Below are 25,006 nucleotides of genomic sequence, written 5' to 3'. Positions count from 1 at the left end.
AAGGTGCATGGCGGCGTCAGTGCGTCTCGGCCGGCGTTTGGCGGGACAATCGCGGCCTTCGCTCCGTCCGCCCCATGTTCAGCTCCCTCGTCTCCCCCGATTCCGCCGCGCCGTCCGACGAGCGCCAGCGCTTCATGCGGTTGCTCCGCACCGCCCTCGTCGAACGTCGCTTCCAGCGCTTGCTGCTGGGGCGCCACGAGGGCGCGGACGCCAGCATCGAGCGCCTGACCGTGCGCGACATCGAGCTCCGCGGCGAGCACGCGCTGAGTTTCCTGTGGCGGCACCAGACCAAGGACATCACGAAGAACCATTCGCTCGACGAGGGGCTGGCGTTGATCGACGGCCTGCTGGGCCGCGACTTCATGCAGGCGCACCTGGACACCGTCGGCGAGGAGGTGCAACTGCGCTTCAGCCGCAAGGGCAAGCCGCTGCTGCAGGTCGGCAAGCGCGGCGCGCCAGCGGGCGACGCGGGCGAGGCCGGCGAAGCCCGCGCCGCGCCCGCGGGCCATGACCGCAGCAAGCCGCGGGACCTGGCGATCGAGAGCCCGTTCTGGCGCGAACTGGGCGTGTCCCACGAGGTCAAGGGCCAGGCCGTGCTGGTGCCGGCGATGGCCCGCAAGTGGAAGCAGATCAACAAGTTCATCGAGATCTTCGGCGCGGCCGTGCGCAACGCCGGGCTGGCCGAGCGCGGCACGGCGGTGCGGCTGGCCGACTTCGGCTCCGGCAAGGGCTACCTGACCTTCGCGATGCACGACTACCTGCAGCGGCAGGGCCTGGCCCCACGGGTGCAGGGCGTGGAGCTGAAGCAGGACATGGTCGCGCTGGGCAACGCCGCCGTGGCGCGGCACGGGCTGCAAGGCCTGAGCTTCGAGCACGGCGACGTGCGCGAGCGCGGCGACCAGCCGCTGGACGTGATGGTCGCGCTGCATGCCTGCGACATCGCGACCGACTACGCCATGCACTTCGGCCTGCGCAGCGGCGCGCGCATCATCATGTGCGCCCCGTGCTGCCACAAGGAAATCCGCCCGCAGATGACCACGCCAGCGGCGCTGCGCCCGCTGCTGCAGCACGGTATCCACCTTGGCCAGGAGGCGGAGATGGTGACGGACTCGCTGCGCGCGCTGCTGCTGGAGCTGATGGGCTACGACACGCAGGTGATCGAGTTCATCGCGCTGGAGCACACCAGCAAGAACAAGATGGTCCTGGCGATCAAGCGCGCGCAGGAGCCGACCGCGGCCCGGCGCGCCGAGCTGCTCGGCCAACTGGACGAGATCAAGCGCTTCTACGGACTGCGCGGGCAGGCGCTGGAGACCTTGCTGCGGGTCGAGGGGAAGCTGCCTCATCTTTGAGCAACACAAGCAAGTCGCCGGTGGATCAACGACTTGCATGCTCGAACCTCAGCTTTTCCCACGACTTGTCCACAGCCGGCGTGGGCAACCGGCACGGCACTTGCCTCGCGCGCGGCAGTCATCCACAGGCCTTCGCGGGCGACCTGTCACGCGGGCGTGAGCGTGCCGTGAGATCGACGTGAGGGGAACGGAACTTGCCCTCTGGCGGGATTGCTCATCGCCGTTCCCGGAGGATCGCCGCCCATGTCCCATCTCCTCGCGCCGTCCCCGGCTCCCGTTCCCTGGCTGGCCCGTGTCATCGGCGGGGTGCTGCTGGTGTTCGGCTTCGTGTTGCTGGCCGCGGGGGGCTGGCTGGCCTCGGTCGGCGGCAGTTGGTACTACGCGCTGACGGGCCTGTGCTGGGCGGTGATCGGCGCGCTGATGTGGGGGCGCTTGCGCGAGGCGGTCTTCGGCTACGCGCTGTATTTCGCCGCGACGCTGGTCTGGAGTCTCTGGGAGGTCGGGCTGGACTGGTGGCCTCTGGGCGCGCGGCTGGGCGTGCCTTTCCTTGCGGGCCTGGCCTTGCTGGTGCTGGTGCCGACGATGCGCCGCCATCTGCCCGCCGACGATCCGCGCCGCGTCACGCTGCGCAGCCCGCCGGGGACCGCGTTGACGCTGGTGCTGGTGGCCTTCGTCGTCGTCGCGCTGTTCGCGATGTCGCAGGACCTGCACGCGGTCGAGGGCTCGATGCCGGATTCGCCGAAGGCGTCGGCCTCGTCGGCGTCCGCGGTGTCCGGCATCCCCGACGGGGAGTGGCATGCCTACGGCCGGACCGGCCAGGGTCAGCGGTACTCGCCGCTGGCGCAGATCACCGCCGCCAACGTCGGCGAGCTGAAGCTGGCCTGGGAGTTCCACACCGGCGACAAGCGCGGCCGGCCCGGCGACCCGAAGGAAACCACCTTCGAGGTCACGCCGCTGAAGGTCGGCGAGCGGCTGTTCCTGTGCACGCCGCATCAGACGGTGCTCGCGCTCGACGCCACGACGGGCCGCGAGTTGTGGCGCTTCGATCCGCAGGTGCGCGGCGAGCTGGCCTTGCAGCATCTGACCTGCCGCGGCCTGTCGTACCAGCCGCCCGCCGACCCGATGGCCGCGGCCGGCGCGCAGGCCGGCGCGTGCGCCGCCAAGCTGTTCATGCCGACGGCGGACGGCCGCCTGATCGCGCTCGACCCGGCCACCGGCAAGACCTGCCCCCGCTTCGGCCACAACGGCGCGGTCGACCTGTGGGCCGGCATGCCCAATGTGCAGGCGGGCGCGTACTACTCGACCTCGCCGGTGGCGGTGTCGAGCCGGCTGGTGATCGTCGGCGGCACCGTGCTGGACAACGCCTCGACGAAGGAGCAGTCCGGCGTGATCCGCGCCTACGACATCGAGACCGGCGCGCTGGTGTGGAACTGGGACTCGGCCAATCCGGAGGCCACCGCGCCGATCGCCGCCGGCCAGAAGTACACGCCGAACTCGCCCAACAGCTGGTCGGTGGCGAGCGTCGACGAGGCGCTGGGCATGGTCTACCTGCCGATGGGCAACCAGCCGCCGGACCAGTGGGGCGGCAAGCGCTCGCCGGCGGTGGAGAAGTACTCCTCGTCGGTGGTGGCGCTGGACCTGGCCACCGGCCAGGTGCGCTGGGCCTTCCAGACGGTGCACCACGACCTGTGGGACTACGACGTCCCGGCGCAGCCGGTGCTGATCGAGCTGCGCCTGAAGGGGCAGGACGGTCCGCCCGTGCCGGCGCTGGTACAGCCGACGAAGCAGGGCGAGCTGTTCGTGCTCGACCGGCGCGACGGCCGGCCGGTGCTGCGGGTCACCGAGACGCCGGCGCCGCAGGGTGCCGCGGCGGGCGATTTCACCGCGCCGACACAGCCGGTGTCGGCGATCTCGTTCAATCCGCCGGAACTGACCGAGCGCGACATGTGGGGCGTGACGATGTTCGACCAGCTGTGGTGCCGCATCGCCTTCCACAAGCTGCGTTACGAGGGCCGCTTCACGCCGCCGTCCACCGGCGGGTCGATCATCAATCCGGGCAACTTCGGTGTCTTCAACTGGGGCAGCATCGCGGTGGATCCGGTGCGCGGCATCGCGTTCACGACGCCGGCCGTGCTGGCCTTCACCTCCCAGCTGGTGCCGCGCCACGACGACACCACGCAGCTGGTGCAGGACGACGGCAAGCCCACCGGCGCGCTGCCGGCGCTCAACGAGAACTTCGGCGCGCCGTTCGCCGCCCGCATGAAGCCCTTCACGTCGCCGCTGGGCATCCCGTGCCAGGCGCCGCCGTGGGGCACGGTGGCGGGTGTCGATCTGACCGATGGGCGGGTCGTCTGGCGCCACCGCAACGGCACGGTGCGCGACCTGTCGCCGGTGCCGCTGCCGATCCGCCTGGGCGTGCCCAGCCTGGGCGGCCCGCTGATGACGGCCGGCGGCGTGGCCTTCCTGTCGGGCAGCATGGACGACTACGTGCGCGCCTACGACGTCAACAACGGCCGCCAGCTGTGGGAAAGCCGCCTGCCGGCCGGCGGCCAGGCGACGCCGATGAGCTACCTGGGCGCCGACGGACGGCAGTACCTGCTGGTGATCGCGGGCGGGCACGGGTCGACGGGGACGCGGCCCGGCGACTCGGTGCGGGCGTATGCGCTGGAGAAGCGCTGACGCGGGGGCCTGCTCAACGACGCAGGCTTTGAAGCAGGCGCGCCCGGATGCCGGAGGCCCCGGCGTTGTTGACTGGCGCCGCCTGCGAGCGCCCCGCATGCCGGGCTGGAAGTGAAGCCCCCGTGGCGCCACAGCGTATGTGGCGAGGTGCGCTGGCCTCGATGCAGGCGACGGCGACGAAAAAAAGCCCGACCCATGGCGGGGGTCGGGCAAGAGCGCTGAAGACGCCGCCTGAACGCCCCGGACTGCTGGGGCGTGGCGCTGCGGCGTGGCGAATGGGGAGCGCGTGAGCGCCGGCCATGGGGCGACCCGTGCGGGACGCGGCCTGGGCGCTTGACGAGGGGCGAAGCTCAGGTCCGCGGCGGCGGGTCCTGCGCCGGCACCGGCCTTCGCGAGCAGGGACGCGGGGGCGTGGGCTGCGGGGCGGCGGGGGTGCGGCGTGTCTTCATGCTTCGCATCATCGCCGCGTGGAAAAAGTCCGAGCCGGAAAGAAAACGGCGCAAATCCAGCCAAACAAGTGGCTGGAATTTGCGCCTATTTCCGATCGTTCGGTGAAGCGGCGTCAGCAGGGCCGAGGCCGGCTTGCCTCACCGGGGATCACCTCACTTCACGTCCAGCCCGAAGGTGTTGGCGATGAACGCCAGCATGTCGGCCCGCTCCTCGATGATCTTCGAGGTCGGCTTGCCGGCGCCGTGGCCGGCCTGCGTCTCGATGCGGATCAGCTTGGGCGCCGGGCCAGTGTCGGCGGCCTGCAGCGTCGCGGTGTACTTGAAGCTGTGGGCCGGGACGACCCGGTCGTCGTGGTCGCCGGTGGTGACCAGGATGGCCGGATACCGCTGGCCGTTCTTGATCGTGTGCAGCGGCGAGTAGGCGTAGAGTGCCTTGAACTCGTCGGCGTTCTCCGAGCTGCCGTAGTCCGACGTCCAGGCCCAGCCGATGGTGAACTTGTGGAAGCGCAGCATGTCCATCACGCCGACCTGCGGCACGGCCGCGCCGAACAGCTCGGGGCGCTGGTTGACCACCGCGCCGATCAGCAGGCCGCCGTTGGAGCCGCCGTTGATGGCGAGCTTGGCGGGCTGGGTGTACTTGCTGGCGACGAGGTACTCGCCGGCGGCGATGAAGTCGTCGAAGACGTTCTGCTTCTTGAGCTTGGTGCCGGCCTCGTGCCAGGCGGAGCCGTACTCGCCGCCGCCGCGCAGGACCGCCAGCACGTAGACGCCGCCCATCTTCATCCAGGTCGCGGCGGTGACGCCGTAGCCCGGCGTCATCGGCACGTTGAAGCCGCCGTAGCCGTAGAGCAGCGTCGGGTTGGTGCCGTCCAGCTTCAGGCCCTTGCGGTGGGCGATGAAGATCGGGAACTTCGTGCCGTCCTTGCTGGTGACGAAGACGCGCTTGCTCTCGTACTGGTCGGCGTCGAACGCGGTCTGCGCGCGCTTGAACAGCTCGGTCTTGCCGCTCCTGGCATCGAGGCGATAGATCTCGCCCGGCGTGGTCAGGCTGGTGTAGCTGAAGAAGGTCTCGGGGTCGTGCCACCGGCCGCCGAAGCCGGCCGCGGTGCCGACGCCGGGCAGGGCGATGTCGCGCACATGCTTGCCGCTGGGCGCGTGCACGCGCACCAGGGTCGACGCGTCCTGCAGGTAGCTCAGCAGCAGCTCGCCGCCGACGCCGTTGGCGTTGACCAGCGCGTCCTTGGACTCGGGCACCAGCGTGGCCCAGGTCTTGGGATCCTTGGCGCGCCAGTCCTTGCCCAGGTCGATGGTGATCAGGCGGCCGCGCGGCGCGTCCTTGTCGGTCTTGACGACCAGGCGATGGCCGTCGAGCACGACCGGGCTGTACTCCGCGTCGAAGCTCAGCGTGACCGGGATCGGCTTGGCGCCGGCGTAGCCGCCCTTGCCGTCCAGCGGCAGGACCATCAGGCCGTTGGTGCGCTCGGTGCCGCGGCTGATGGTGATCAGCGCGACGCGGCCGTCGTCGGTGACGTCGGTGCCGAAGCCCCATTGCTTCTCGGCCGGGTTCTCCAGCACCAGCGTGTCGGTGCTCTGCGGCGTGCCCAGGCGGTGGTAGTAGACCTTCTGGAAGTAGTTGGCGGCGGTCAGCGCCTCGCCGGCCTTGGGCGCGTCGTAGCGGGCGTAGAAGAAGCCCTTGCCGTCCGGCGTCCAGGACGCGACGGAGAACTTCACCCACTCGATGGTGTCGGGCAGGTCCTTGCCGGTGGTGAGGTCGCGCACCTTCCAGGTCTGCCAGTCGGAGCCGGCGCCGGCGATGCCGTAGGCCATCAGCTTGCCGTCGCGCGAGACGGCGGTGCCGGTCAGCGCGACGGTGCCGTCCTTGGACAGCGTGTTCGGGTCCAGCGCGATGGTGGGCGTGTCCTTCAGGCTGCGCGCGGTGTAGAGCACCGATTGCTGCTGCAGGCCGTCGTTGCGGCTCCAGAAGTAGCGGCCGCCTTCCTTGTACGGGACGCCGAATTTCTCGAAGTTGTACAGGTCGGTATAGAGCTTGCGCGTGGGCAGGCGCTGCGGCATGGCGCCCAGGTAGCTGTCGGTGACGGCGTTCTGCGCCTTCACCCAGGCCTTGGTGTCGGCGCTGTTGTCGTCCTCCAGCCAGCGGTACGGGTCGGCCACGACGGTGCCGTGGTAGTTGTCGGTCTGATCGACCTTGCGGGTGACCGGGTAGGTCAGGCCCTGTGCGGCGATCGAGGTGGGCGCGATGGGGGCGGACGACTGCGCGGTGGCGGTCAGGCCGGTGCCGAGTCCGACCACCAGCGCGGCGGTCAGCGAAAGACGGGAATTCATGCGGTGAGCTCCTGGGAGTCGTGGACCCCGTCCCGCGGCTCATGACCGGCGGGGCGGTGGGCGACGATTGTGCCCCTGGTCAGGTGGGGTGCCTTTGGTCAGGGTGGGGCGCTTCGCGCGAAGGGCGGCCGATGGATCGGAAGGCAGGTGTGGCGGGCCGCCATGCAGGGCGGATTCAACCGGACACCTGCCTCAACTGCCACGTCGCATGGCGCATGTCAGAGGCGCGAGCAGCTTGAGGAGACGAATCCTGTTGTGCCTCTGCAGGAAGATCGGATAGACATTGGCGTAGAGATTGATCAGGAATATTCCAATCCATTGACCTGCGGACAGGTCATCGCCTTTTGCCAGCGCAATGGCGGCAACCACGCCCATGAACGCGAGGTGTATTGATTCATCACGCCGTGTCTGCCACTCCAGCCGCTCGAGTTCTTTTTGCCTTCCGCCTGCGTTCAGATCGAATTGAGGCTTTCCGCGGGCACGGAACAAGATCAGGTCCGTCAAGAGCAAGTGCTTCTTGAAGAAGTCGATCCCCAGGTAGCGATAGACGCTCCTACCATTGACCGTCTCGAAGCTCTTTGGTTTGAAGTAGTCGAACAGCATCGATCCGATGATTCCCACGCGTCACGAGAAGGTCAAGTCGATGCCGAGCATGGAGCCAAGGCCGAAGGTCAGGAGCAAGAGGGCGGCGAGCAAGAACACGAAGACAACGACCACGACGCCGCCCGCGCGGAGCAGCGCGCGCTGCTTCTGCGCCCCGTTCTCCTTCCTTGCTTTGTCGTAGTGCCACTTGATGGCGTAGAACATGCCAATGGCCAGCACGCTGACCTTGAACGCAATGAAGACGGTGGGCACCCATTCCATGATTTCGATCTTCCAGACTTTTCCTCGACGCCAGCCATCGTGAGGAGCACGACCTCGGGGCGCCGATTGGCACTGTGCTCGCGAAGGTAGGGAAAGTACAGATTCAGATTCTTGGAAAAACACCGGATCAGATGGGTGTCCGAGAGGAGGCTGGCTGTGAACGGTCGTTGCCAATACAGTGCGGCGTTCCACGCCACGAGCCATATCAGCATCCCTCTTCATGAAGCGCTACGAAGTCCTGGCCGATGACTTGGCGGCATCCATCGCCGCAGGGCAACTTCGCCCCGGAGACCGTCTGCCTTCGGTCCGCGAAGCGAGCAAGGACCGCGGCGTCAGCCCTTCCACCGTCTTCGAGGCCTACTACCTGCTCGAGGCCCGCGGCTTGATCGAGGCGCGGCCGCGGTCGGGCTATTTCGTCAACCAGGCGGCGTTTCCGCACCCTGAACCCCACGCGTCGGACCCGTTGGCCGAAGAGCGCAGCGTCGAGGTGTCGGAGCTGGTGTTCCAGGTGCTGGGGCTGGCGCGCAACCGGGCCGTCGTGCCGCTGGGATCGGCGTTTCCGAGTCCGACCTTGTTTCCCCTGGACAAGCTGGCACTGTCTCTTGGCAAGGCCGCGCGCGGGCTGGACCCCTGGCGCACGGTCGAGGACCTGTCGCCGGGCAGCGCCGAACTGCGACGCCAGATCGGCCTGCGCTATCTGGGCGCCGGGTGCAAGGTCGACGCGGACGAAATCGTCGTGACCAACGGCGCGATGGAGGCCTTGAACCTGTGCCTGGAAGTGGTCACGAAGCCGGGGGACCTGGTCGCCATCGAGTCGCCGACCTTCTACGGCGCCTTGCAGGCGCTGGAGCGCCGCGGGCTCAAGGCCGTCGAGGTGGCCACCCATGCACGCACCGGCATCGACGTCGCGGCGCTGGCGGCCGTCGTCGAACGCCATCCCGTCAAGGCGTGCTGGCTGATGCCGAATTTCCAGAACCCGTTGGGCAGCCTGATGCCCGACGCGGCCAAAGCGGCGCTGGTGGCGTTGCTCGCCGAGCGCGAGATTCCGCTCATCGAGGATGACGTCTACGGCGAGTTGTACTTCGGCGCTCGCCCACGGCCCGCCAAGGGCTGGGACAAGTCCGGCCTGGTGCTGCACTGCAGCTCGTTCTCGAAGTCGCTGGCGCCCGGGTTCCGCGTCGGCTGGGCGGCCGCCGGCCGGTTCGCGCGGGACGTCAGCCGCCGCAAGCTCATGAGTTCATTGGCCACCCCCGTGCCGATACAGGAAGGCTTGAGCGAATACCTCCGGCGGGGCGGCTACGACCGGCACCTGCGGCAGCTTCGGCAAGCGCTCGTCACGAACCGCCAAGCCGTGCTGAGGACCATCGCCAAGTGCTTTCCCCAGGGCACCCGTATCACGCAACCGGAGGGCGGCTATTGCGTCTGGGTCGAGTTGCCCGCCCAGATCGACGCGCTGGAACTGCACAGGGTCGCCCTCTCTCATGACATCAGCATCGCGCCGGGGCATCTGTTCTCGACCGAACACCGATTCACGCACCACTTGAGGCTCAACTTCGGGCATCCGGACAACCCGCGCGTCGAAGGGGCGCTGAGGACCTTGGGGCAGATTGCAAAGGCGCTCGTGCGCCAGGGCGGGGCTGCCTGACTCGCCAGCGCCTTTGGCGAGCAGGTCCACAAGTCGCGTGGACGGCAAGCCATCGCGGCGCGCGAGGCATGCGGGTCAGGAGAGAATCGCTGTCCGGACTGCCCCTGGTCGGCTGGACAGCCTGTCCGTATCCACAGCTGGTGCAGTCAGACCGCTCATGACCGACGCTCAATACACGACCTTGCCGCAGTGGCCCAACGCTTATCCGGCCAGCGGCGCCAGCGCCACCCTGAAACTCCTCAACGAGGATTTCATCGTGACCGAACTGCCGCTGCAACTGCCCTCCGGCGAGGGCGAACACATCTGGCTGGACATCGAAAAGAACGGCGCCAACACCGCCTTCGTCGCCCAGCAACTGGCCGAGGCCGCCGGCGTGCAGGACAGGGACGTGGGATATGCCGGCCTCAAGGACCGCTACGCCATCACCCGTCAGTGGTTCAGCATCTATCTGCCGAAGGGCGAGACACCTGACCTGACCCTGCTTCAGCACCCGGAGTTCAAGGTCCTGAGCCAGAGCCGCCACGTGAAGAAGCTGCGTCCCGGCGATCTGCAGGGCAACCGGTTCCGCATCGTGCTGCGTGACGTGACCGGCGACCGCGACGCCATCGAGGCCAACCTCAAGGCCGTCGCGTCACGCGGCGTGCCCAACTACTTCGGCGCCCAGCGTTTCGGCCACGACGGCGGCAACGTCGAGCAGGGCCGGGCCATGTTGGCGCGCGAAATCCGCGTGCGCAACCCGAAGAAGAAAGGCATCTACCTGTCTGCGGTGCGCTCCTTCGTCTTCAATGAAGTGCTGGCGCTGCGAGTTCAGCAGGGACTCTGGGGCCAGACCCTGCCCGGTGACGTGATGGACGAGGCGGGCCGCCCCACCGGGCCGCTCTGGGGACGTGGCCGCGTGACCGCCACGGATCAGGCGCAAGCCCTGGAGAACGGCGTGGCCGAGCGTCACGCCATCCTGTGCGACGGCATGGAACACGCCGGTCTGGATCAGGAGCGCCGCGCCCTGGTGGCGAGCCCGGCGGAGATGTCATGGGAATGGCCGCAAGCCAATCAACTGGTGCTCACGTTCTCTTTGCCCGCCGGAAACTACGCCACGTCCGTTCTGAACGAGATCCTCCGCGTCACGGAGCCCGCCCGGCAAACGGAGAACGAGTCCGCGTCTGTCGAATGACGGTGTCCGCGCCGATTCAGTCTCGATCGCCCGGCTGAACGGCCGTCGCTTCCGTCGGGTAGTCGCTGCCCAATGAGCCCAGCGCACGCCGAAGACCGCTGGCGCTCGGCGACTCGATGTACACGCACTTCTTGTTGTGCCGCTTGCAATGGTCCTTCACGCGCCAGTACGCGTCGTGGCTGATGCAGCCGGTCTGGCAGATGACCAGGTCCGCCGCGGCCAGGCTGGCGTCGAGTTTCGCGACCGCGTCTTCCTCGCCGCCGTCGTGGTGGAGGAAGCGGCCGCCGGTGCGCTCGATCAGTTGCCGGTAGATCGGCACGACGGCCGGGCGGCCGCCGACGCACAGCACCGAGCGCTCGTCCAGCGACGGCATCGCGGCCTCGGGCGCGGGGGGCTGGGTGGACGCCATCTGGGTCGCCCATTGCGCCTGCTGCTGCTCCATCTGCTCCAGCGCGAGTTGCGCTTCTTCGGCGCGGCGTTGCTCGCGCTCGGCCTGCTGGCGCGCGGTGAGCAGCGCGCGTTCCAGCTGATGGATGCGCTCCTGTTGCGACTGCAGGTGCCTGGCCTGCTCATGCCGATGACGCAGGCCCGGCACGCTCTCTTCCAGTTGTTGAAGCTCGTCGCGCAGGCCGGCGGCCAGCGTGTCGCGGGCCATCAGCTCGCCGCGCAGCCGCAGGCACTCGGCTTGCGACGCTTCGAGCTCGCGGGCGCGCTCGGCCAGCAGCCGCGTGCTGCGCGACTGGGCCTGGCCCAGCTCGCGCGCCAGCACGGCGTTCTCGTCTTCCAGCGATTCCATGCGCTGAAGGTCCGCGCGGTTGGCCGAGCCGACCTGGTGCTGCAGCATGTGGATGTCCCGCAGGACCTGCTCCTGCAAGGCCGCGTCACAGCGCGCGTGCGTCAGCGCGCCCCACAGCGCGCCGGCCACGTCGTTGCCCATCTGCGCGGCGTTCCACCAGCGCGTCAGCGCCTCGGCGGTCTTGTGTTGGGAGGATTGGCGCAGCGCGATCGCGAAGCGATGGTCCAGTTCCTTCTGCAGCATCTCGGACACCGGGCCGCGTCGCGCGCATTCGTTGATGGCGCCGCAATGGAGCTCGTAGTCGTTGGCGATCGCCTGTCCGCCGAGCACCTTGCCCAGCTTGCGTCGCAGCACCGGCATCGGCAGGCACACGCCGATGACCGGGCACAGCGCCTGCGACGGCAGCTCCCACAACCGGCGACGGCGCGAGCCGCGCGGCACCGGCGTCTCGTCCGATGCGGACGGTGCGTCGCCGCGCGCCAGCGCTTGCGCCAGCGGCAGGCCGGCCACCGCGGCGGGCATCGCGTCGGCGGCGGGGAAGGGCGCGTTGGCGGCCGGGCCGATGCCCGTGGTGCCGGACGCGGCGTCGCGTGCCAGCAGGCTCAGGAGCGAGGTCTGGGAGGGCTTGTCGCACATGGCGGCGGACTCCTTACTGCAAGGTGGGGGACTGGAGCGCGAAGCGCACCGGGTACTCGACCCAACTGACCAGGCGCTGGTCGCCGCGACGGGCCGGGAGATAGGGGCAGGACTCGGCGACGCGGCGCGCGGCCTCGTCGAGCAGGCGCCAGCCGCTGCCGCCGGAGACGACGACCTCCGCCGCGTGGCCGTCGGCATCGACCTTCACGCGCAGCACCACCTGGCCCTGGATGCCGCGCTCGCGCAGCATGGCGGGGTAGTGGCGCGCGATCTGGCGCTCGCTGCACAGGCGATGGTCGGCGGGCAGCGAGGCCGGCGATTCGGTGGCCGGCAGCACCGTCGACGGCGTCGGAACGGTCGCCGCGGTCGGCGTGGCCATCGCTGTCGCGACAGGGGACGGGCGGGCCGAGGTCGTTGCCGACTCGGGCGCGGCGGCGGGCGGATCGAAGCGCAGCGGGGTCGCGGCCACCGCGGCGGTCGGCGTGGCGACGATCTGCACGGACGGTGGAGGAATCTCCGGCATCGGCGGCAGGACCAGCGCGGAGCGGGGCAGCGTGATCGGCAGTGGCGGCGCCACGCGGGTGGACGGCCGGGGTGGCGAGGACGGCAGGAGCCGCGCGCTGATGGTCGGCGGCGAGGGCAGCGGCGGGCGTGCCGGCGTGAAGGCGCTTGCCAGCGCGAACAGCATCGCGACGTGCACCACGCCGGTCACCGCCCACCCACGCCAGCGCGGCACGCCCTGCAACTTCATGCGCGAGTCCTTTCGCGCTGGCGTGCCGCGTTGGCGGTGGTGCTCCTCAGCGGCAGCACCGCCAGGCCGTGCTCGTCGCTCAGCAGCCGCAGGCGCGTGTCGTAGAGCTGCTCCAGCAGGGGCAGCGTCGACGGCAGCGCGTCGCAATCGGCCAGCAGCCGGCCGCCCTTCATGAGCCAGAGGCGGTCGAAGTGGTTGAGCGCCAGGTTCAGGTCGTGCAGCACCGCGACCAGCGCGTGACCGCGTTGCGCGGCGAAGTCCGACATCGACGCCATCAGCGACAGGCTCAGCCCCGGATCGAGCGCGGCCACCGGCTCGTCGACCAGCAGCAGGCCATCGCGCGCATCCCAGGCCTGCGCGAAGACGCGGGCCAGTTGCACGCGCGCCTGCTCGCCGCCGGACAGCGTGTCGAAGCGCCGGCCGAGCAGGTGCTCCGCCTGGGCCTGGACCAGCGCCTCTCGCACGATCGTCGCCTGATGGCCGTCGCCCTGACGCGCGACGCGGCCCAGCGCGACGACCAGCTCGACCGGCAGCCCGAAGGCCACGCCGTGCTGTTGCGGCAGCACCGCGCGGCGCCGCGCCAACTCGGCGGCGGACCAGTCCACCAGCGCGCGGCCCTCGAAGACGAGGGCACCGGAGGACGGTCGCAGCTCGCGGGCGATCAGGCGCAGCAAGGTGGACTTGCCGGCGCCGCTGGGACCGAGGATTGCGACGCGCTCACCGGCGGTCATCCTCAGCGTCAGCGGTCCGATCGTGGTGTCGCCCAGCGCCACGCGCACGTCCTGCAGGCAGAGCAGCGTCCCCATCACGCGCTCCCCATGCGGCGCACCGCGCCGCGCAGCAGGAACAGGAACCATGGCGCGCCGATCAGCGCGCTGAAGACACCGACGGGGATCTCCGCCGGCACCGCCAGCGTGCGTGCCAGCGTGTCCGCGATCACCAGCAGCAGTGCGCCGGCCAGCATCGCGCATGGCAGCACGCGGCGCTGGTCCGCGCCGACCAGCTGGCGCGCCAGATGCGGCGCCATCAGACCGATGAAGCCGATGTTGCCGCACCACGCGACCGCCAGCGCCGACAGCAGCGCCACGATCGCGATGCTCTGCCAGCGCAGGCGCTCGACGTCGATGCCGACATGCGCCGCGGCGGCCTCGCCCAGCGCCATCGCGTTCAGGCGGGGTGCCAGGCGCAGCGCGAAGGCGCCCAGCAGCAGCAGCGCGCCGCCCATCACCACGGCCATCGTCCAGTTGGCGCCGGCCAGCGAGCCCAGCGTCCAGAAGTTGATCGCGCGCAGTTGCTCGTCGTTGGCGAGGAAGCTGCACAGGCCGACGATCGCGAAGGTCATCGCCTGCAGCGCCAGGCCGCACAGCAGCAGCGCCGCGATCGAGCCCGGCGCCAGCCAGCGCGACAGCCGGTCCAGCGCGAAGCACACCGACAGCGCGCCGACGAATCCCACCGCCGGCAGCAGCCACAGCCGCGCGTCCGGCGGAATGACCGCGTGCATGCCGGCGAAGACCGTCAGCGTCAGCGCCACGGCCGCCGCGGCGCCGCTGGTGACGCCGAGCAGGCTGGGCTCCGCCATCGGATTGCGGAACAGCGCCTGGCTGAGCCCGCCGGCCAGGCCGAGCGCCGCGCCGACGGCCAGCGTCAGGCCGATGCGCGGCAGGCGCAGTTGCCACAGCACATGCGCGCCGCCGGTCTTGGCGGCATCGCTCCAGGGGCCGTTGAACCAGTCCGCCATCGCGATCGGTACGGCGCCGAACTGCACGACGACGATGACGACGATCACCAGCGTCAGCGCGAGCAGCGCCGGGCGCGGCCACGCGGGCCGCGTGCCGGAAGCGGCGGCGGCCGTGGGCAGGGTGGAGCCGAGGGCGCTCATCGTGGGGCCGTCCGGTGTCGGGGCAGGGCGCGCGGGGCTCGGACCACCGTGATCACGCGGTTTTGCCCGCCGGTGCATGCAGGTCCTGCGCGAGTGCCCTGAGCGCCTGCGGCGTGCGCGGCCCGAAGCCGAGCAACGCCATCGTCTCCATCACGACGACCCGGCGCTGCTGGCCGGCCGGCGTCTGCGCCAGGCCGGGCAGCTTCAGCAAGCCGTCGACGCCGCCGCTGGCCTCCACGCCTTGCGTGGTCGCGAGGATCACGTCCGGCGCCGCGGCGATCGCCGCCTCCGGCGAGAGCATCTTGTAGCCCTGCGCGTCGCCGAGCGCATTGACGCCGCCGGCGTAGACGATCATCGAGTCCGCCGCCGTCTGGCTGCCGGCGATGCGCGCCTGGTTGGCGGCATTCGAAAGGATGAACAGCACGCGCGGCGCGCGATGGCCGGCGGCGACGCGCGCCACCTGCTGGCGGCTCGCGGCCCAGTCGGTCTGCAGCGCCTGCGCGAGGGCCGCGGCCTGCGTCCGGCGGCCCAGCAGCTCGCCGAGCTGCCGGGTGCGGTCGACGATGCCCTCGAAGCGGTGCTCCGCGCGCAGCACGTGCAGCGGCACCTTGGCCGCTTCGAGCTGACGCAGCACCGCGGGCGGGCCCGCCTCCTCGGTGGCGACGATCATCGTCGGCGCCAGCGACAGCAGGCCCTCGGCGGCCAACGTCCGCGCGTAACCGACGTTGGGCAGCTTCAGCGCCGCGGCGGGATACAGCGAGGTGCTGTCCACGCCGACCAGCTCGCCTTGCGCGCCGAGCGCGTAGATCAGCTCGGTCAGCGCGCCGCCGACGCTGATGATGCGTTGCGGCGCGGCCCAGGCGCGACCGGTGACGGACAGCAGCGCCGCGGCCGGCGCCAGCGACAGGACATGGCGGCGGCTCAGCATGGCACCGCCTCCGGCGCGCCTTCCACCAGGCTTTCCAGCAGGTTGCGCCAGTCGCAACGCTCGGCCTGGCCGGGCTTGCGCTCGCCGAAGAGCATCGCGATCGTGCGGCCCTGCGCGTCGAACAGCTCCAGCGAGCAGACCAGCCCGTCCACCGTCGGCTTGCGGACCAGCCAGGCGCTGGCGATGTGGTCCTCGCGCAGATGCAGGTTGAAGCCCGCGTCCAGCACGTTGATCCACGGCCCCATCATCGCGACCTTGTGCACCGGGCCGCTGTGGATCTGGATCATCCCGGGATTGCCGACGAAGACCATGATGGACACGCCTTCCTGCGCGGCACGGCTGAGCAGCTCCTGCGCGCTGGACAGTGGCAGCGGCTGCGCGAAGCGCGGCTCCGCCAGGCGCAGCGCCTGCGTGCGGCTCAGGCCGTGGCGCTTGAGCAGGCCGAAGAACTCGTGCGTGTCGCGCAGCGACGCCCACTCGCCGCGGAAGGTCGCGACGTCGATGCGCTCGTCCGGCGTCTCGGCCGGGTCTTGAAAGACCTCGCCCGGCTCGAGGCCGGGTTGCTGGTCGTCGGACAGGAAGCGCGCGACCAGCGCCTCGTAGGCGGCGACATCGCTCTCGGGCCGCAGGAACACCTTGTGGATCGCCAGGCCGGCGGCGTCGAAGAACTGCAGGCTGCGCTGCAGCGCGCCGTCGGACAGGCGCTCGGCGACGGCGACGCCGTGGCGCCAGTGGCTGTAGAAGACGCGCAGGTCGATCGCGCCGCCCAGCACCAGGCCGACCAGGCGTTGAGGGCCTTGCGCGCTGACGTCCTGGTAGACGCCGACTTTCTCGTGCACGCAGGACTCGTTGCGGGTCAGCGCCATCAGCGGGCCGAGCGGCTCGAGCGCGGCGATCAGGTCCTGCCACTCGGCGCGCAGGCGGCGTGCGCGCAGCGGGGACTCGTCGTCCGCGAAGGGGCCGATGTGGGCGGCGAGCAATTCGCCCTCGGAGATGCTCAGGGCGCTGGCGATGTCGCGGTGGCGGGCCTTGCGCTCCTGGCGTGCGGTGGCGAAGGCGTGTCGCAGGGCGGTGAAGCTGGCTTGCATGGAAAGGGACTCCTGATCAGAAATCGGCGCGCAGGGACACCTGGATGGCGCGGCCGGGGGCGGTGAAGGCATCGATGGTCGGGAAGCTCGACGTGGTGCTGGTGGCGCCGATGACGTCGCTCCAGCGCCAGTACTTCTTGTCGAAGACGTTGGTCACGACGGCGGCGACGGTCCAGGTCGGCGTGAGGCGGTAGCTCGCGCCGGCGTCGACGACGTCGTACTTCTTGGGCGCGTACTGGACGACGCCCTGCGTCATGTAGATGTCCGAGGGCTTCTTGCCCGAGCTGTGCACCCAGGTGGCGTCCGCCGTCCAGGGGCCGGCGTCGTAGCGCAGGCCGAGCTTGCCGCGCAGCGGCTGCACGCTGTTCAGCGGGCGCTCCTCGCCGGCCAGGATGCTGTGGCCGCGCGACTTCGCGACCGACGCGTTCACGCTCAGGCCCGATGTCACCGCCCAGGCCGCGCGCGCCTCGACGCCCTTGATGCGGGCTTGCGCGAGGTTCACGAACTGGAAGATCGCGGGGTTCGACGGCGTGAAGGCGCCGCCGACCTGCTCCTGCGAGATGAAGTCGCGGTAGCGGTTGTCGTAGGCGCTCAACTGCCAGCGCAGCACCTCGGCCCATTGGCCGCGCACGCCCAGTTCCCAGCTGGTGGCGTGTTCCGGCTTCAGGTCGGGGTTGCCGATGCTGCGGTAGCCCTGCACCGGGTTGGCGAAGCCGTTGTTGACCTGGTCCGGCGTCGGCGCGCGGAAGCCCTGCGACCACTGCACGTACGGCTGCAGCGCCGGCAACGCGCGCCAGATCACCCCGATGCGCGGCGTCACCGCGCTGTCGCTCAGCGACACCACGGCACCGGTGTAGCCGGCGGTCTTGGGCTTGAGCTTGTAGGTCTCGTAGCGCAGCGCCGGGATGACCGTGAAGTCGCCCGCGTCGATCTCGTCCTGCAGGAAGGCGCCGGCGGTGGTGTAGTCGGTGTCGGGGAAGGCCTTGGAGGGGAAGGTTTCGCCGGCCGGCGGCACGGTGCCGTCCCGCACGCTGGAGATGCGATTGCGGCTGACGTCCAGCCCGTAGCTCAGGCGCTGGCCGGTCAACTGTGTCTGCGCCTGCGTCGTCAGGCCGATCAGGCGTTCCTTGTAGTTGCTGTCACGGATGCGGTCGGCCGAGGTGTTGCGATCCTCGAAGCTGTACTGGCGCGTCTCGCTGTTCTGGGCGTAGAGCTGCGTCGTCCACTGCTGGATCCACGGCGCGTTCAGGTCCTCGTAGCGATGCTCCAGCGAGACCCGGCGGCGCTCCATCTTGTCGTGCGCGTCCAGGGCCAGCACCGAGGTCGGTTGGGTCGCGGCCGGCGCGACGGCGCTCAGGCCGTTGGTGTCGGTCTTGCGGGTGCGGTACTCCACCGTGCCCGTCAGGCGGTGGTTGGCGTTGACGCGATAGCCGAGCTTGGCCATCACGCTGTCCGTGTCGATGTCGGTCGGGTTGGGCTTGGTGCGGTTGCTGTTGGGCGCGTCGTTGTCGCCCTGGTTCCTGGTCTCGTGGCCGCGGCGCACCGACGCTTGCACCAGGCTGCTCCAGTCACCCCAGCCGAAGGCCACGGCGGCCGTGGCGACCTTGGAGTCGTCGACGCTGTTGGCGCCGATGCGCGCGGTACCGCCGAAGGTCTTGCCGCCGCGCAGGAAGTCCTCCGGCGACAGCGTGCGCAGGCTCAGCGCGCCGGCCAGGCCGTCACTGCCGAAGGAGGTGGACGTCGGGCCGCGCAGCACCTCGGCGCTGGTCAGGCTGTAGAGATCGACGAAGTCGGCCCGGCCGCTGGCGAAGGGACCGAACGAGAAGGACTGCGGCACGCGGATGCCGTCGATCATCATGAGGACGCGGTTGCCGTCCAGGCCCCGGATGTTGAGGCCCTCGTTGCCCGCGCGGCCCAGCGACGAGCCGGCGGCGGAGAAGCGCGGCGTCATCGCGCGCACGTCGATGTCGACCTCGTCGGACAGCAGGTCCTTCAGATCGCGCGCGTCGCGGCGCTCGAGCTGCTTGCGGTTCTTCACGGTGACCGTGCTCGGCACCGCGTCGGTCGAGCGCTCGGTGCGCGTCGCGGAGACGGTCAGCTCGCCGAGCTGATGCGGCGCCTCGGCGGCGGAAGGGGGCTGGGCGGGCGCCGGCTGGGTCTGTGCCTGAGCCACCGACAGGGCGAGCGGGAAGGCGAGCGAGAGAGCGAGCGCGACGGGCGTCTGGCGCAGAAGCATGGTGACGAGGTCCTTGGAGTTCTTGGATCTCGCACGGGCTGGCTGGACGCGGGCTGGTGCGGTGGCCGGCGCGAAGGCGCGGCCCGGGATCAGGGAGTCGAAAACGGAAATCGCGGTGGTACGGCAGCGGCCGGCGAGCGGCCCGCGGGCGTTCCTGGAGGCTCGGAGAGCGGGTTTGAACGGCTGTGCCGGTCGCCGCGCGGGGCGGACCGGCGGATCAGCCGATCACTTCGTGAGGATGAGCTTGCCCAGCGACGTCACCCGCAGCCGATAGAGCTGGCCGCAGTGCTCGATCTCGACCTCGCGGTCGTTACCCAGCAGGGCCTGGCTGCTGACGCGGCGACGCTGGATCACGACGGGAGCCGCTTCGACGCGCGGCGAACCTGCGACGACGCGCGCGCTGTCCAGCGCGGCGGCTTGCAGGGCCTCGGTGTGGGTGTGGTGGTAGGCAGTCATGCGTGGCATCTTAATGAGAACCATTCGCAATTGCAACAGAGAATCGCCGCGATTGTTTTCTTTTGACGGAATCAGGGTTGCAAGGGGAACCGAATGGGGCTGCGAACGCTTCGCATGCAGAACGGGCTTGGCGGGTCTTGTCCCCACTGGCCGTGTGGATGGAGACAATGCGCCCCATCCCACACCGGAATTCCAGGAGAAGAACATGAAGGGCGATGCCAAGGTCATCGAATATCTGAACGCTCAGCTGAAGAACGAGCTGACCGCGATCAACCAGTACTTCCTGCATTACCGCATGCTCAAGAGCTGGGGCCTGGAGCGCCTGGCCAAGCACGAGTACCAGGAATCCATCGAGGAAATGAAGCACGCCGACAAGCTGATGGACCGCATCCTGATGCTGGAAGGCCTGCCGAACCTGCAGGACCTGGGCAAGCTGTACATCGGCGAGAACGCCGTCGAGGTGCTGCACTGCGACCTGAAGATCGAGACCGGCAGCCATCCGCTGCTGAAGGAAGCCATCGCGTACTGCGAGACCGTCCGCGATTACGTCTCGCGCGAGGTCCTCGAAGAGATCCTGTCCGACACCGAGGAGCACATCGACCATCTGGAAACCCAGATCGAGCTGGTCGCGCAACTCGGCGAGCAGAACTGGCTGCAAAGCCAGATGGGCGAAGCCAACTGATCGCCAGCCACGTTCATCCTCCAAGCCCCGGCCAGCCGGGGCTTTTTTGCGCCCGCCGCGGGCGATGGCGCACCGGCGTGGCACTTTCGTGTGGTTGTTCACCGACGAATGGCAGGGGCTTGTTGGGCTAATTGAGAGGAATTCGCGTTTGCGTTAGTATCACGGCCATTCCAGGTTGATCCTGACCGCCGCCGCCATGATCGTTTGCCTCTGCCACCGAGTTTCCGACCGCGACATCCGCCGCACCGTCGCCGACGGCGTGCACAACTTCGATGTCCTGCAGGACGAGACGCATGTCGCCTCCGCCTGCGGCAGCTGCCACGACTGCGCCCGCGAAGTCTTCGATGAGGCCCTGCGGGCCTGCGCCGCGGCGCACGGCGTCACGTGCGCCAGTCATGGGCACGGTCAGTCGCGTGTGATCCCTATCGCGCAACTGACCGCCTGAGCGGACCGCCTCCGCACAAGCCCGGATCCGACGATCCGCGCGCCCAAAGAGAAAACCGCAGACCGGGTGACCGGTGCTGCGGTTTTTTGCGTCCTGGGCGTCCCGAGGGGCGCCCGGGGGCAGGAGGCTTACTTGGCCGCGGCGGAGGCGGCGTCGGCGGGCTTCGCGGCCTTTTCCTTCTTGTGGCTCTTGTGCGCGGTCTTGTCGCCGGCGGCCTTGTGATGCTTGGCCTTGTGCTCGGCCTTGGCGTCCGAAGCCGGGGCCGCGGCGGCGGCCGGCGCGATGGCGGTGGTCGGCGCGGTGGTCGGCGTTGCCGGGGTCTGGGCCATCGCGACGCCGGCAATCAGCAGGGCGGGGATCAGGGCCAGGGTCTTGACGGTCTTGAAGGCTTGCATCTGGGTTACTCCAGCGGGTTGAACAAGGTGAGCTAACAACGACACCGGTTCGCATTGTGTTGACACGCCCCCACTGCTTTGCAATGCGTTACGTTCATCGCACGCCACGCGCCCGGGTCAGGTCTTGCGCGCTGTCGGCGGCGCCAGGCATCGGGCAAGATCGCTCGCCAAGAACATCGGAGACCTCCCCATGCCCGCCTCCCCGCACGCCTTCGACTGGCGCCACGCCTATCCCAGCCAGCGCAGCCCGGTCTTCGCGCGCAATGTCGTCTCAACCTCGCACCCGCTGGCGGCGCAGGCCGGCCTGCGCATCCTGGCGCAAGGCGGCAACGCGGTCGACGCCGCGATCGCCACCGCCGCCTGCATGACCCTCGTCGAGCCCTGCAGCAACGGCCTGGGCTCGGACGCCTTCGCGATCGTGTGGGACGGCCGGTCGCTGCAGGGGCTGAATGCCTCCGGCATCGCGCCGCGGGCGTGGACGCCCGAGTACTTCGACCGCAAGTACGGCCCTGGCACGGCCATGCCCCGTCGCGGCTGGGACGCCGTCACGGTGCCGGGCGCGGTGGCCGGCTGGGTCGCGTTGAGCGAGCGCTACGGCAAGCTGCCCTTCGCCGACCTGATGGCGCCCGCGATCGAGATCGCCGAGCGCGGCTACGCCGTGCCGCTGGTCGTGCAGAACAAGTGGCGCATGGCCTCCGAGGTACAGGACCTCGTCTCGCAGCCCGGCTTCGCGCAGGCCTTCCTGCCGAAGGGGCGGGCACCCGAAGTGGGCGAGGTCTTCCGCTTCCCCGAGGCGGCGCGCACGCTGCGCCTCATCGGGCAGACGAAGGGCGAGGCCTTCTATCGCGGCGAGATCGCCGACGTCGTGGGCGCCTACGCCCGCGAGACCGGCGGCGCCATCACCGCGGCCGACTTCGCGTCCTACACGCCGCAATGGGTCGACACGATCGCGATGGACTACGCCGGCCACACGCTGCACGAGATCCCGCCGAACGGGCAGGGCATCGCGGCGCTGATCGCGCTGGGGATCCTCAAGAACTTCGACGTCGCGTCGCTGCCGCTGGATGGCACCGCCTCGCAGCACCTGCAGATCGAGGCGATGAAGCTCGCCTTCGCCGATGTCTATCGTTATGTCAGCGACCCCGCCGCGATGGCCGTCACGGTCGAGCAGATGCTGGATCCCGCCTACCTCGCCCAGCGCGCGAAGCTCATCGACATGAAGCGCGCGCAGGACTTCAAGGCCGGCAACCCGGTCAAGGGCGGCACCATCTACCTGACCGCGGCGGACGAGAGCGGCATGATGGTCAGCTTCATCCAGAGCAACTACCTGGGTTTCGGCTCCGGCATCGTCGTGCCGGGGTACGGCCTGTCGCTGCAGAACCGCGGTCACGGCTTCACGCGCGAGGCCGGCAGCGCCAACGTCGTCGCGCCGGGCAAGCGGCCGTTCCACACCATCATCCCGGCCTTCCTGATGCAGGACGGCCAGCCGCGCATGAGCTACGGCGTGATGGGCGCCAACATCCAGCCGCAGTGCCACATGCAGACGCTGGTGCGGATGCTCGACTACCGCCAGCACCCGCAGGCCGCTTGCGACGCGCCGCGCTGGCGCTTCAACGAGGGCCTGTCGATCAACATCGAGCCGACGATGCGCCCGGACACCATCGAGGGCCTGCGCTCGCTCGGCCATCAGATCGGCGACATCCACGACAGCTACCAGGACTTCGGCGCCGGCCAATTCATCTGGCGCCTGGGCGACCCGGCGGTCGAGGGTTACGTCGCCGCCAGCGATCCGCGCCGCGACGGCCTGGCGGCGGGCTGGTGAGCCGCGCGCGTCCTCGCAGCACGCCCACCCCTGCCTTTCCGCACTTGCCGATGACAACCCGGCGCTGATAGCATCGGCGCCTTCTTCCTCCCCGGAAGCTCCGCACCGCCGGCCCTCGCGGGCCCGCCGACCGACCATGACCAAGCTGCTCGACCGCACCAAACCCGACGCCCTGGCGTTGGCGCGCGCTCGTGCCCACGGTCCGGCGATGCGACGACCCTAGGCGACTGCCCGCCATCCGCCGCCCGGCTCCGATTCGTCGATGCCAAGGAGCGGCTCCCCAGGTCTCTTTGCTTTTCCGCGGCTCCGGCGCTCGTCGCCCGGGGACCGCCCGGTCCCATCGCGGCGCACGACGCCGGATCCGGACCGCTGCCGGAGTTTCATCATGCTGCCCAAGAGGCCATCCGCGTTGGTCGACCGCCTGCTCGACTTGCTGCGTCTTCCCGCTGGCGACCTGCTGCGGGATCTCGTCTATCGCCGCCTGTGGTCGTCGATCCTGATCAGCTCGCTGGGCGGGCAGATCACCCTGCTCGCGCTGCCGCTGACCGCGGCGGTGCTGCTGCATGCCACGCCGACGCAGATGGGCCTGCTCACCGCGATGGAACTGCTGCCCTTCGTGCTGTTCTCGCTGCCGGCTGGCGTCTGGCTGGACCGGGTGCGCAAGCTGCCGGTCTACGTCGTGGGCGAGGTCACGCTCGCGATCGCCGTCGGCAGCGTGCCCATCGCCGCGTGGCTGGGCTGGCTGGGCATGCCGTGGCTGTACTTCGTCGGCTTCCTGCTCGGCACGGTCTACACGATCGCCGGCAGCGCCGCGCAGATCGTGCTGACGCAGGTGGTGAGCCGTGATCGCCTGGTGGAGGCGCACGCGAAGAACGCGCTGGCCTCGTCCGGCGCGGAAGTCGCCGGGCCCGGTGTCGCGGGGGCGCTGATCAAGCTGGTCGGCGCGCCGCTGGCGCTGGCGGTCGACGCGTTGCTGCTGCTGGCGTCCGCGATGATCCTGCGCGGCGTGAAGGTCACCGAGACGCTGCATCGCCGCGACGGCGCCGACTTCTGGCGCGACCTGAAGGCGGGCGTCGCGTTCGTGCGCGGCAAGCGCATGCTGGTCAGCCTGGCCTGCGCGGTCGGCGGCTGGCAGATGTTCAACCAGGCGGCGCAAGTGGTGCAGATCCTCTTCGCGACGCGGGTGCTGGGCCTGTCGGCGCAGAGCGTGGGCCTGGCCTACATCGCGCTCGGCGCGGGCACCGTGCTGGCGAGCTTCTTCGGCCACCGCGTCAGCGCGCGGCTCGGCCCCGGGCCCTGCCTGGTGAGCGGCTTCGCGATCTGCGGCGTCGGCTGGACCGCGCTGGCGGTGGCGCCGGCGACGGCGCTGGGCGTGGCGGCCTTCGCCTTCGCGCTGTTCATGTTCGGGGTCGGCGCGGTTTTCATCTTCATCAACTTCCTGTCGCTGCGGCAGGCGGTGACGCCCGGCCCGCTGCTGGGTCGGATGACGAGCACGATGCGCTGGCTGATCCTGATCCCCGCCGGCCCCGGCGCGCTGATCGGCGGCTGGTTGGGCGAGCACGTCAGCCTGCGTGCCGCGCTTGGATTCGCCGGCATCGGCGCGCTGCTGCTGGCCGCGGCGGCCTGGCGCGTGCAGGCGATCCGCGCGGTGCGGGAACTGCCCCGCATCGAGGAAGAGCCGCCCCTGGGCGCCGAGGCGCAGCCTGGTGGCATGAACTTGCAAACTGCCGGTGGCAACTGACGGAGCTTCACACCCCCATGCGAGTCATGCCTTCCGACGATCCCATCCTGATCCAGGTGCCGGAGACGCTCGAGACCGAGCGTCTTTTTTTGACCTGTGCCCGTGCCGGCGACGGCATTGCCCTGAACCTCGCGGTCGTCGGCGCCATTGAGCATCTGCGCCCGTGGATGCCCTGGGCGCGCGACATCCCCAGTGCCGAGCAATCCGAGGCCGTCGCGCGTCGCATGCAGGCGCAATTCCTGCTGCGAGAACATCTGGCCTATTTCGTGAGGCTGCGCGGCCCGGATGGACGGCCCGGACGCATGATCGGCGGCGCCGGCCTGCACACGCTGGAATGGAAGGTGCGGCGCTATGAGATCGGCTACTGGCTCGCGCCGGAGTTCACCGGCCACGGGCTCGCGGCCGAGGCCGTCGTCGCGCTGACGCGGCTGGGCTTCGAGCACCTGCACGCCCGGCGCATGGAGATCCGAACCGATGCCCGCAATGTCGCCAGCCGCGGCGTGGCGGAACGCTGCGGCTTCACGCTCGAAGGCGTGTTGCGTCAGGACGCGCTGGACGTCAAGGGCCTGCCCTCGGACACCTGCGTCTACGGCATGACGGGCGTCGACCAACTGCTCGCGCCGACCCCGCGTTGACCCACCGCGGCCGCCC

Annotated in this window: 21 protein-coding genes; 9 read left to right on the top strand and 12 right to left on the bottom strand. The window is 69.9% G+C overall.

Features of this window, described 5'->3' with window-relative positions; genetic code table 11:
• Nucleotides 1–74: 74 nt before the first annotated feature.
• Together CDN99_RS04025 and CDN99_RS04020 are read left to right on the top strand one after the other, a co-directional pair.
• A complete protein-coding gene (locus CDN99_RS04025; protein ID WP_088382777.1) occupies nucleotides 75–1,349 on the top strand; it encodes a class I SAM-dependent methyltransferase in 1,275 nt (424 codons plus the stop codon).
• A 243-nt stretch (nucleotides 1,350–1,592) separates the two neighbouring features.
• On the top strand, nucleotides 1,593–4,028 hold the full coding sequence (locus CDN99_RS04020; protein WP_088382776.1) for a membrane-bound PQQ-dependent dehydrogenase, glucose/quinate/shikimate family: 2,436 nt from the start codon (nucleotides 1,593–1,595) through the stop codon (nucleotides 4,026–4,028).
• A 602-nt stretch (nucleotides 4,029–4,630) separates the two neighbouring features.
• On the opposite strand, the gene CDN99_RS04015 is transcribed toward CDN99_RS04020, so the two are convergent.
• From CDN99_RS04015 to CDN99_RS04005, 3 genes are all read right to left on the bottom strand, one after another.
• Nucleotides 4,631–6,820, bottom strand: a complete 2,190-nt coding sequence (locus CDN99_RS04015) for a prolyl oligopeptidase family serine peptidase (RefSeq protein ID WP_088382775.1) — start codon at nucleotides 6,818–6,820, stop codon at nucleotides 4,631–4,633.
• A 192-nt stretch (nucleotides 6,821–7,012) separates the two neighbouring features.
• Nucleotides 7,013–7,423, bottom strand: coding sequence for a glycosyl-4,4'-diaponeurosporenoate acyltransferase CrtO family protein (locus CDN99_RS04010; RefSeq protein ID WP_141100617.1), 411 nt, complete (start codon nucleotides 7,421–7,423; stop codon nucleotides 7,013–7,015).
• Nucleotides 7,424–7,444: 21 nt separating this feature from the next.
• On the bottom strand, nucleotides 7,445–7,684 hold the full coding sequence (locus CDN99_RS04005; protein ID WP_310732463.1) for a hypothetical protein: 240 nt from the start codon (nucleotides 7,682–7,684) through the stop codon (nucleotides 7,445–7,447).
• 220 nt (nucleotides 7,685–7,904) lie between these two features.
• Here CDN99_RS04005 and CDN99_RS04000 point away from each other — a divergent pair, with 220 nt between their 5' ends.
• Both CDN99_RS04000 and truD read left to right on the top strand, forming a co-directional pair.
• Nucleotides 7,905–9,329, top strand: a complete 1,425-nt coding sequence (locus CDN99_RS04000) for an aminotransferase-like domain-containing protein (protein ID WP_088382773.1) — start codon at nucleotides 7,905–7,907, stop codon at nucleotides 9,327–9,329.
• 157 nt (nucleotides 9,330–9,486) lie between these two features.
• Nucleotides 9,487–10,500: a tRNA pseudouridine(13) synthase TruD gene (truD, locus tag CDN99_RS03995; protein ID WP_088382772.1), complete on the top strand. Its 1,014-nt coding sequence runs from the start codon at nucleotides 9,487–9,489 to the stop codon at nucleotides 10,498–10,500.
• A 16-nt stretch (nucleotides 10,501–10,516) separates the two neighbouring features.
• On the opposite strand, the gene CDN99_RS03990 is transcribed toward truD, so the two are convergent.
• The 8 genes from CDN99_RS03990 to hemP form a co-directional block, all read right to left on the bottom strand.
• Nucleotides 10,517–11,932 carry a DUF2325 domain-containing protein gene (locus CDN99_RS03990; protein ID WP_238139347.1) on the bottom strand — a complete coding sequence of 472 codons (1,416 nt, stop codon included), beginning with the start codon at nucleotides 11,930–11,932 and terminating at the stop codon, nucleotides 10,517–10,519.
• Nucleotides 11,933–11,945: 13 nt separating this feature from the next.
• The gene (locus CDN99_RS03985) at nucleotides 11,946–12,683 is read right to left on the bottom strand and encodes an energy transducer TonB (RefSeq protein WP_088382771.1); all 738 of its coding nucleotides are present in this window, start codon (nucleotides 12,681–12,683) and stop codon (nucleotides 11,946–11,948) included.
• Nucleotides 12,680–13,489, bottom strand: coding sequence for an ATP-binding cassette domain-containing protein (locus CDN99_RS03980; protein ID WP_088382770.1), 810 nt, complete (start codon nucleotides 13,487–13,489; stop codon nucleotides 12,680–12,682). The genes CDN99_RS03985 and CDN99_RS03980 overlap by 4 nt, the downstream gene beginning before the upstream one ends.
• Nucleotides 13,489–14,562, bottom strand: a complete 1,074-nt coding sequence (locus CDN99_RS03975) for a FecCD family ABC transporter permease (protein ID WP_088382769.1) — start codon at nucleotides 14,560–14,562, stop codon at nucleotides 13,489–13,491. The genes CDN99_RS03980 and CDN99_RS03975 overlap by 1 nt, the downstream gene beginning before the upstream one ends.
• A gap of 52 nt (nucleotides 14,563–14,614) precedes the next feature.
• Nucleotides 14,615–15,490, bottom strand: coding sequence for a heme/hemin ABC transporter substrate-binding protein (locus CDN99_RS03970; protein WP_088382768.1), 876 nt, complete (start codon nucleotides 15,488–15,490; stop codon nucleotides 14,615–14,617).
• The gene (locus tag CDN99_RS03965) at nucleotides 15,484–16,578 is read right to left on the bottom strand and encodes a hemin-degrading factor (RefSeq protein WP_088382767.1); all 1,095 of its coding nucleotides are present in this window, start codon (nucleotides 16,576–16,578) and stop codon (nucleotides 15,484–15,486) included. Before CDN99_RS03965 ends, CDN99_RS03970 begins: the two co-directional genes overlap by 7 nt.
• A gap of 16 nt (nucleotides 16,579–16,594) precedes the next feature.
• Nucleotides 16,595–18,814: a TonB-dependent hemoglobin/transferrin/lactoferrin family receptor gene (locus CDN99_RS03960; protein ID WP_088382766.1), complete on the bottom strand. Its 2,220-nt coding sequence runs from the start codon at nucleotides 18,812–18,814 to the stop codon at nucleotides 16,595–16,597.
• A gap of 225 nt (nucleotides 18,815–19,039) precedes the next feature.
• A complete protein-coding gene (gene hemP / locus CDN99_RS03955; protein ID WP_088382765.1) occupies nucleotides 19,040–19,270 on the bottom strand; it encodes a hemin uptake protein HemP in 231 nt (76 codons plus the stop codon).
• A gap of 205 nt (nucleotides 19,271–19,475) precedes the next feature.
• Between hemP and bfr the strand changes: the two genes are divergently transcribed.
• The gene (gene bfr, locus CDN99_RS03950) at nucleotides 19,476–19,952 is read left to right on the top strand and encodes a bacterioferritin (RefSeq protein ID WP_088382764.1); all 477 of its coding nucleotides are present in this window, start codon (nucleotides 19,476–19,478) and stop codon (nucleotides 19,950–19,952) included.
• Between the two features lie 175 nt (nucleotides 19,953–20,127).
• Nucleotides 20,128–20,397, top strand: a complete 270-nt coding sequence (locus tag CDN99_RS03945; protein WP_238139346.1) for a (2Fe-2S)-binding protein — start codon at nucleotides 20,128–20,130, stop codon at nucleotides 20,395–20,397.
• Between the two features lie 128 nt (nucleotides 20,398–20,525).
• Here CDN99_RS03945 and CDN99_RS28585 read toward each other — a convergent pair whose 3' ends face one another.
• The gene (locus CDN99_RS28585; RefSeq protein WP_088382763.1) at nucleotides 20,526–20,792 is read right to left on the bottom strand and encodes a hypothetical protein; all 267 of its coding nucleotides are present in this window, start codon (nucleotides 20,790–20,792) and stop codon (nucleotides 20,526–20,528) included.
• 190 nt (nucleotides 20,793–20,982) lie between these two features.
• Between CDN99_RS28585 and CDN99_RS03935 the strand changes: the two genes are divergently transcribed.
• The 3 genes from CDN99_RS03935 (at nucleotide 20,983) to CDN99_RS03925 (ending at nucleotide 24,990) form a co-directional block, all read left to right on the top strand.
• Complete coding sequence (locus CDN99_RS03935; protein ID WP_088382762.1) at nucleotides 20,983–22,614, top strand: gamma-glutamyltransferase family protein; 1,632 nt, start codon at nucleotides 20,983–20,985, stop codon at nucleotides 22,612–22,614.
• A gap of 385 nt (nucleotides 22,615–22,999) precedes the next feature.
• Nucleotides 23,000–24,355, top strand: coding sequence for an MFS transporter (locus tag CDN99_RS03930; protein WP_088382761.1), 1,356 nt, complete (start codon nucleotides 23,000–23,002; stop codon nucleotides 24,353–24,355).
• A gap of 17 nt (nucleotides 24,356–24,372) precedes the next feature.
• Nucleotides 24,373–24,990, top strand: a complete 618-nt coding sequence (locus CDN99_RS03925; RefSeq protein ID WP_202820218.1) for a GNAT family N-acetyltransferase — start codon at nucleotides 24,373–24,375, stop codon at nucleotides 24,988–24,990.
• The last annotated feature ends 16 nt before the right edge of the window (nucleotides 24,991–25,006 follow it).

Source organism: Roseateles aquatilis (genome assembly GCF_002205645.1).
Lineage (GTDB): Bacteria > Pseudomonadota > Gammaproteobacteria > Burkholderiales > Burkholderiaceae_C > Roseateles > Roseateles aquatilis.
The sequence above is the reverse complement of the archived record's forward strand: the minus strand, read 5'-3'. Positions and strand labels throughout refer to the sequence as shown.

Bases quoted from the DNA above. Each gene is read 5' to 3' on its own strand.
- hemP (WP_088382765.1), bottom strand. From the start codon at position 19,270: ATGACTGCCTACCACCACACCCACACCGAGGCCCTGCAAGCCGCCGCG.
- CDN99_RS04025 (WP_088382777.1), top strand. From the start codon at position 75: ATGTTCAGCTCCCTCGTCTCCCCCGATTCCGCCGCGCCGTCCGACGAG.
- CDN99_RS03960 (WP_088382766.1), bottom strand. From the start codon at position 18,814: ATGCTTCTGCGCCAGACGCCCGTCGCGCTCGCTCTCTCGCTCGCCTTC.
- CDN99_RS03975 (WP_088382769.1), bottom strand. From the start codon at position 14,562: ATGAGCGCCCTCGGCTCCACCCTGCCCACGGCCGCCGCCGCTTCCGGC.
- CDN99_RS04005 (WP_310732463.1), bottom strand. From the start codon at position 7,684: ATGGAATGGGTGCCCACCGTCTTCATTGCGTTCAAGGTCAGCGTGCTG.
- CDN99_RS03985 (WP_088382771.1), bottom strand. From the start codon at position 12,683: ATGAAGTTGCAGGGCGTGCCGCGCTGGCGTGGGTGGGCGGTGACCGGC.
- CDN99_RS03965 (WP_088382767.1), bottom strand. From the start codon at position 16,578: ATGCAAGCCAGCTTCACCGCCCTGCGACACGCCTTCGCCACCGCACGC.
- CDN99_RS03990 (WP_238139347.1), bottom strand. From the start codon at position 11,932: ATGTGCGACAAGCCCTCCCAGACCTCGCTCCTGAGCCTGCTGGCACGC.
- CDN99_RS03935 (WP_088382762.1), top strand. From the start codon at position 20,983: ATGCCCGCCTCCCCGCACGCCTTCGACTGGCGCCACGCCTATCCCAGC.
- CDN99_RS03970 (WP_088382768.1), bottom strand. From the start codon at position 15,490: ATGCTGAGCCGCCGCCATGTCCTGTCGCTGGCGCCGGCCGCGGCGCTG.
- CDN99_RS28585 (WP_088382763.1), bottom strand. From the start codon at position 20,792: ATGCAAGCCTTCAAGACCGTCAAGACCCTGGCCCTGATCCCCGCCCTG.
- CDN99_RS04000 (WP_088382773.1), top strand. From the start codon at position 7,905: ATGAAGCGCTACGAAGTCCTGGCCGATGACTTGGCGGCATCCATCGCC.
- bfr (WP_088382764.1), top strand. From the start codon at position 19,476: ATGAAGGGCGATGCCAAGGTCATCGAATATCTGAACGCTCAGCTGAAG.
- CDN99_RS04015 (WP_088382775.1), bottom strand. From the start codon at position 6,820: ATGAATTCCCGTCTTTCGCTGACCGCCGCGCTGGTGGTCGGACTCGGC.
- CDN99_RS03930 (WP_088382761.1), top strand. From the start codon at position 23,000: ATGCTGCCCAAGAGGCCATCCGCGTTGGTCGACCGCCTGCTCGACTTG.
- CDN99_RS04010 (WP_141100617.1), bottom strand. From the start codon at position 7,423: ATGCTGTTCGACTACTTCAAACCAAAGAGCTTCGAGACGGTCAATGGT.
- CDN99_RS03925 (WP_202820218.1), top strand. From the start codon at position 24,373: ATGCGAGTCATGCCTTCCGACGATCCCATCCTGATCCAGGTGCCGGAG.
- CDN99_RS04020 (WP_088382776.1), top strand. From the start codon at position 1,593: ATGTCCCATCTCCTCGCGCCGTCCCCGGCTCCCGTTCCCTGGCTGGCC.
- CDN99_RS03980 (WP_088382770.1), bottom strand. From the start codon at position 13,489: ATGGGGACGCTGCTCTGCCTGCAGGACGTGCGCGTGGCGCTGGGCGAC.
- truD (WP_088382772.1), top strand. From the start codon at position 9,487: ATGACCGACGCTCAATACACGACCTTGCCGCAGTGGCCCAACGCTTAT.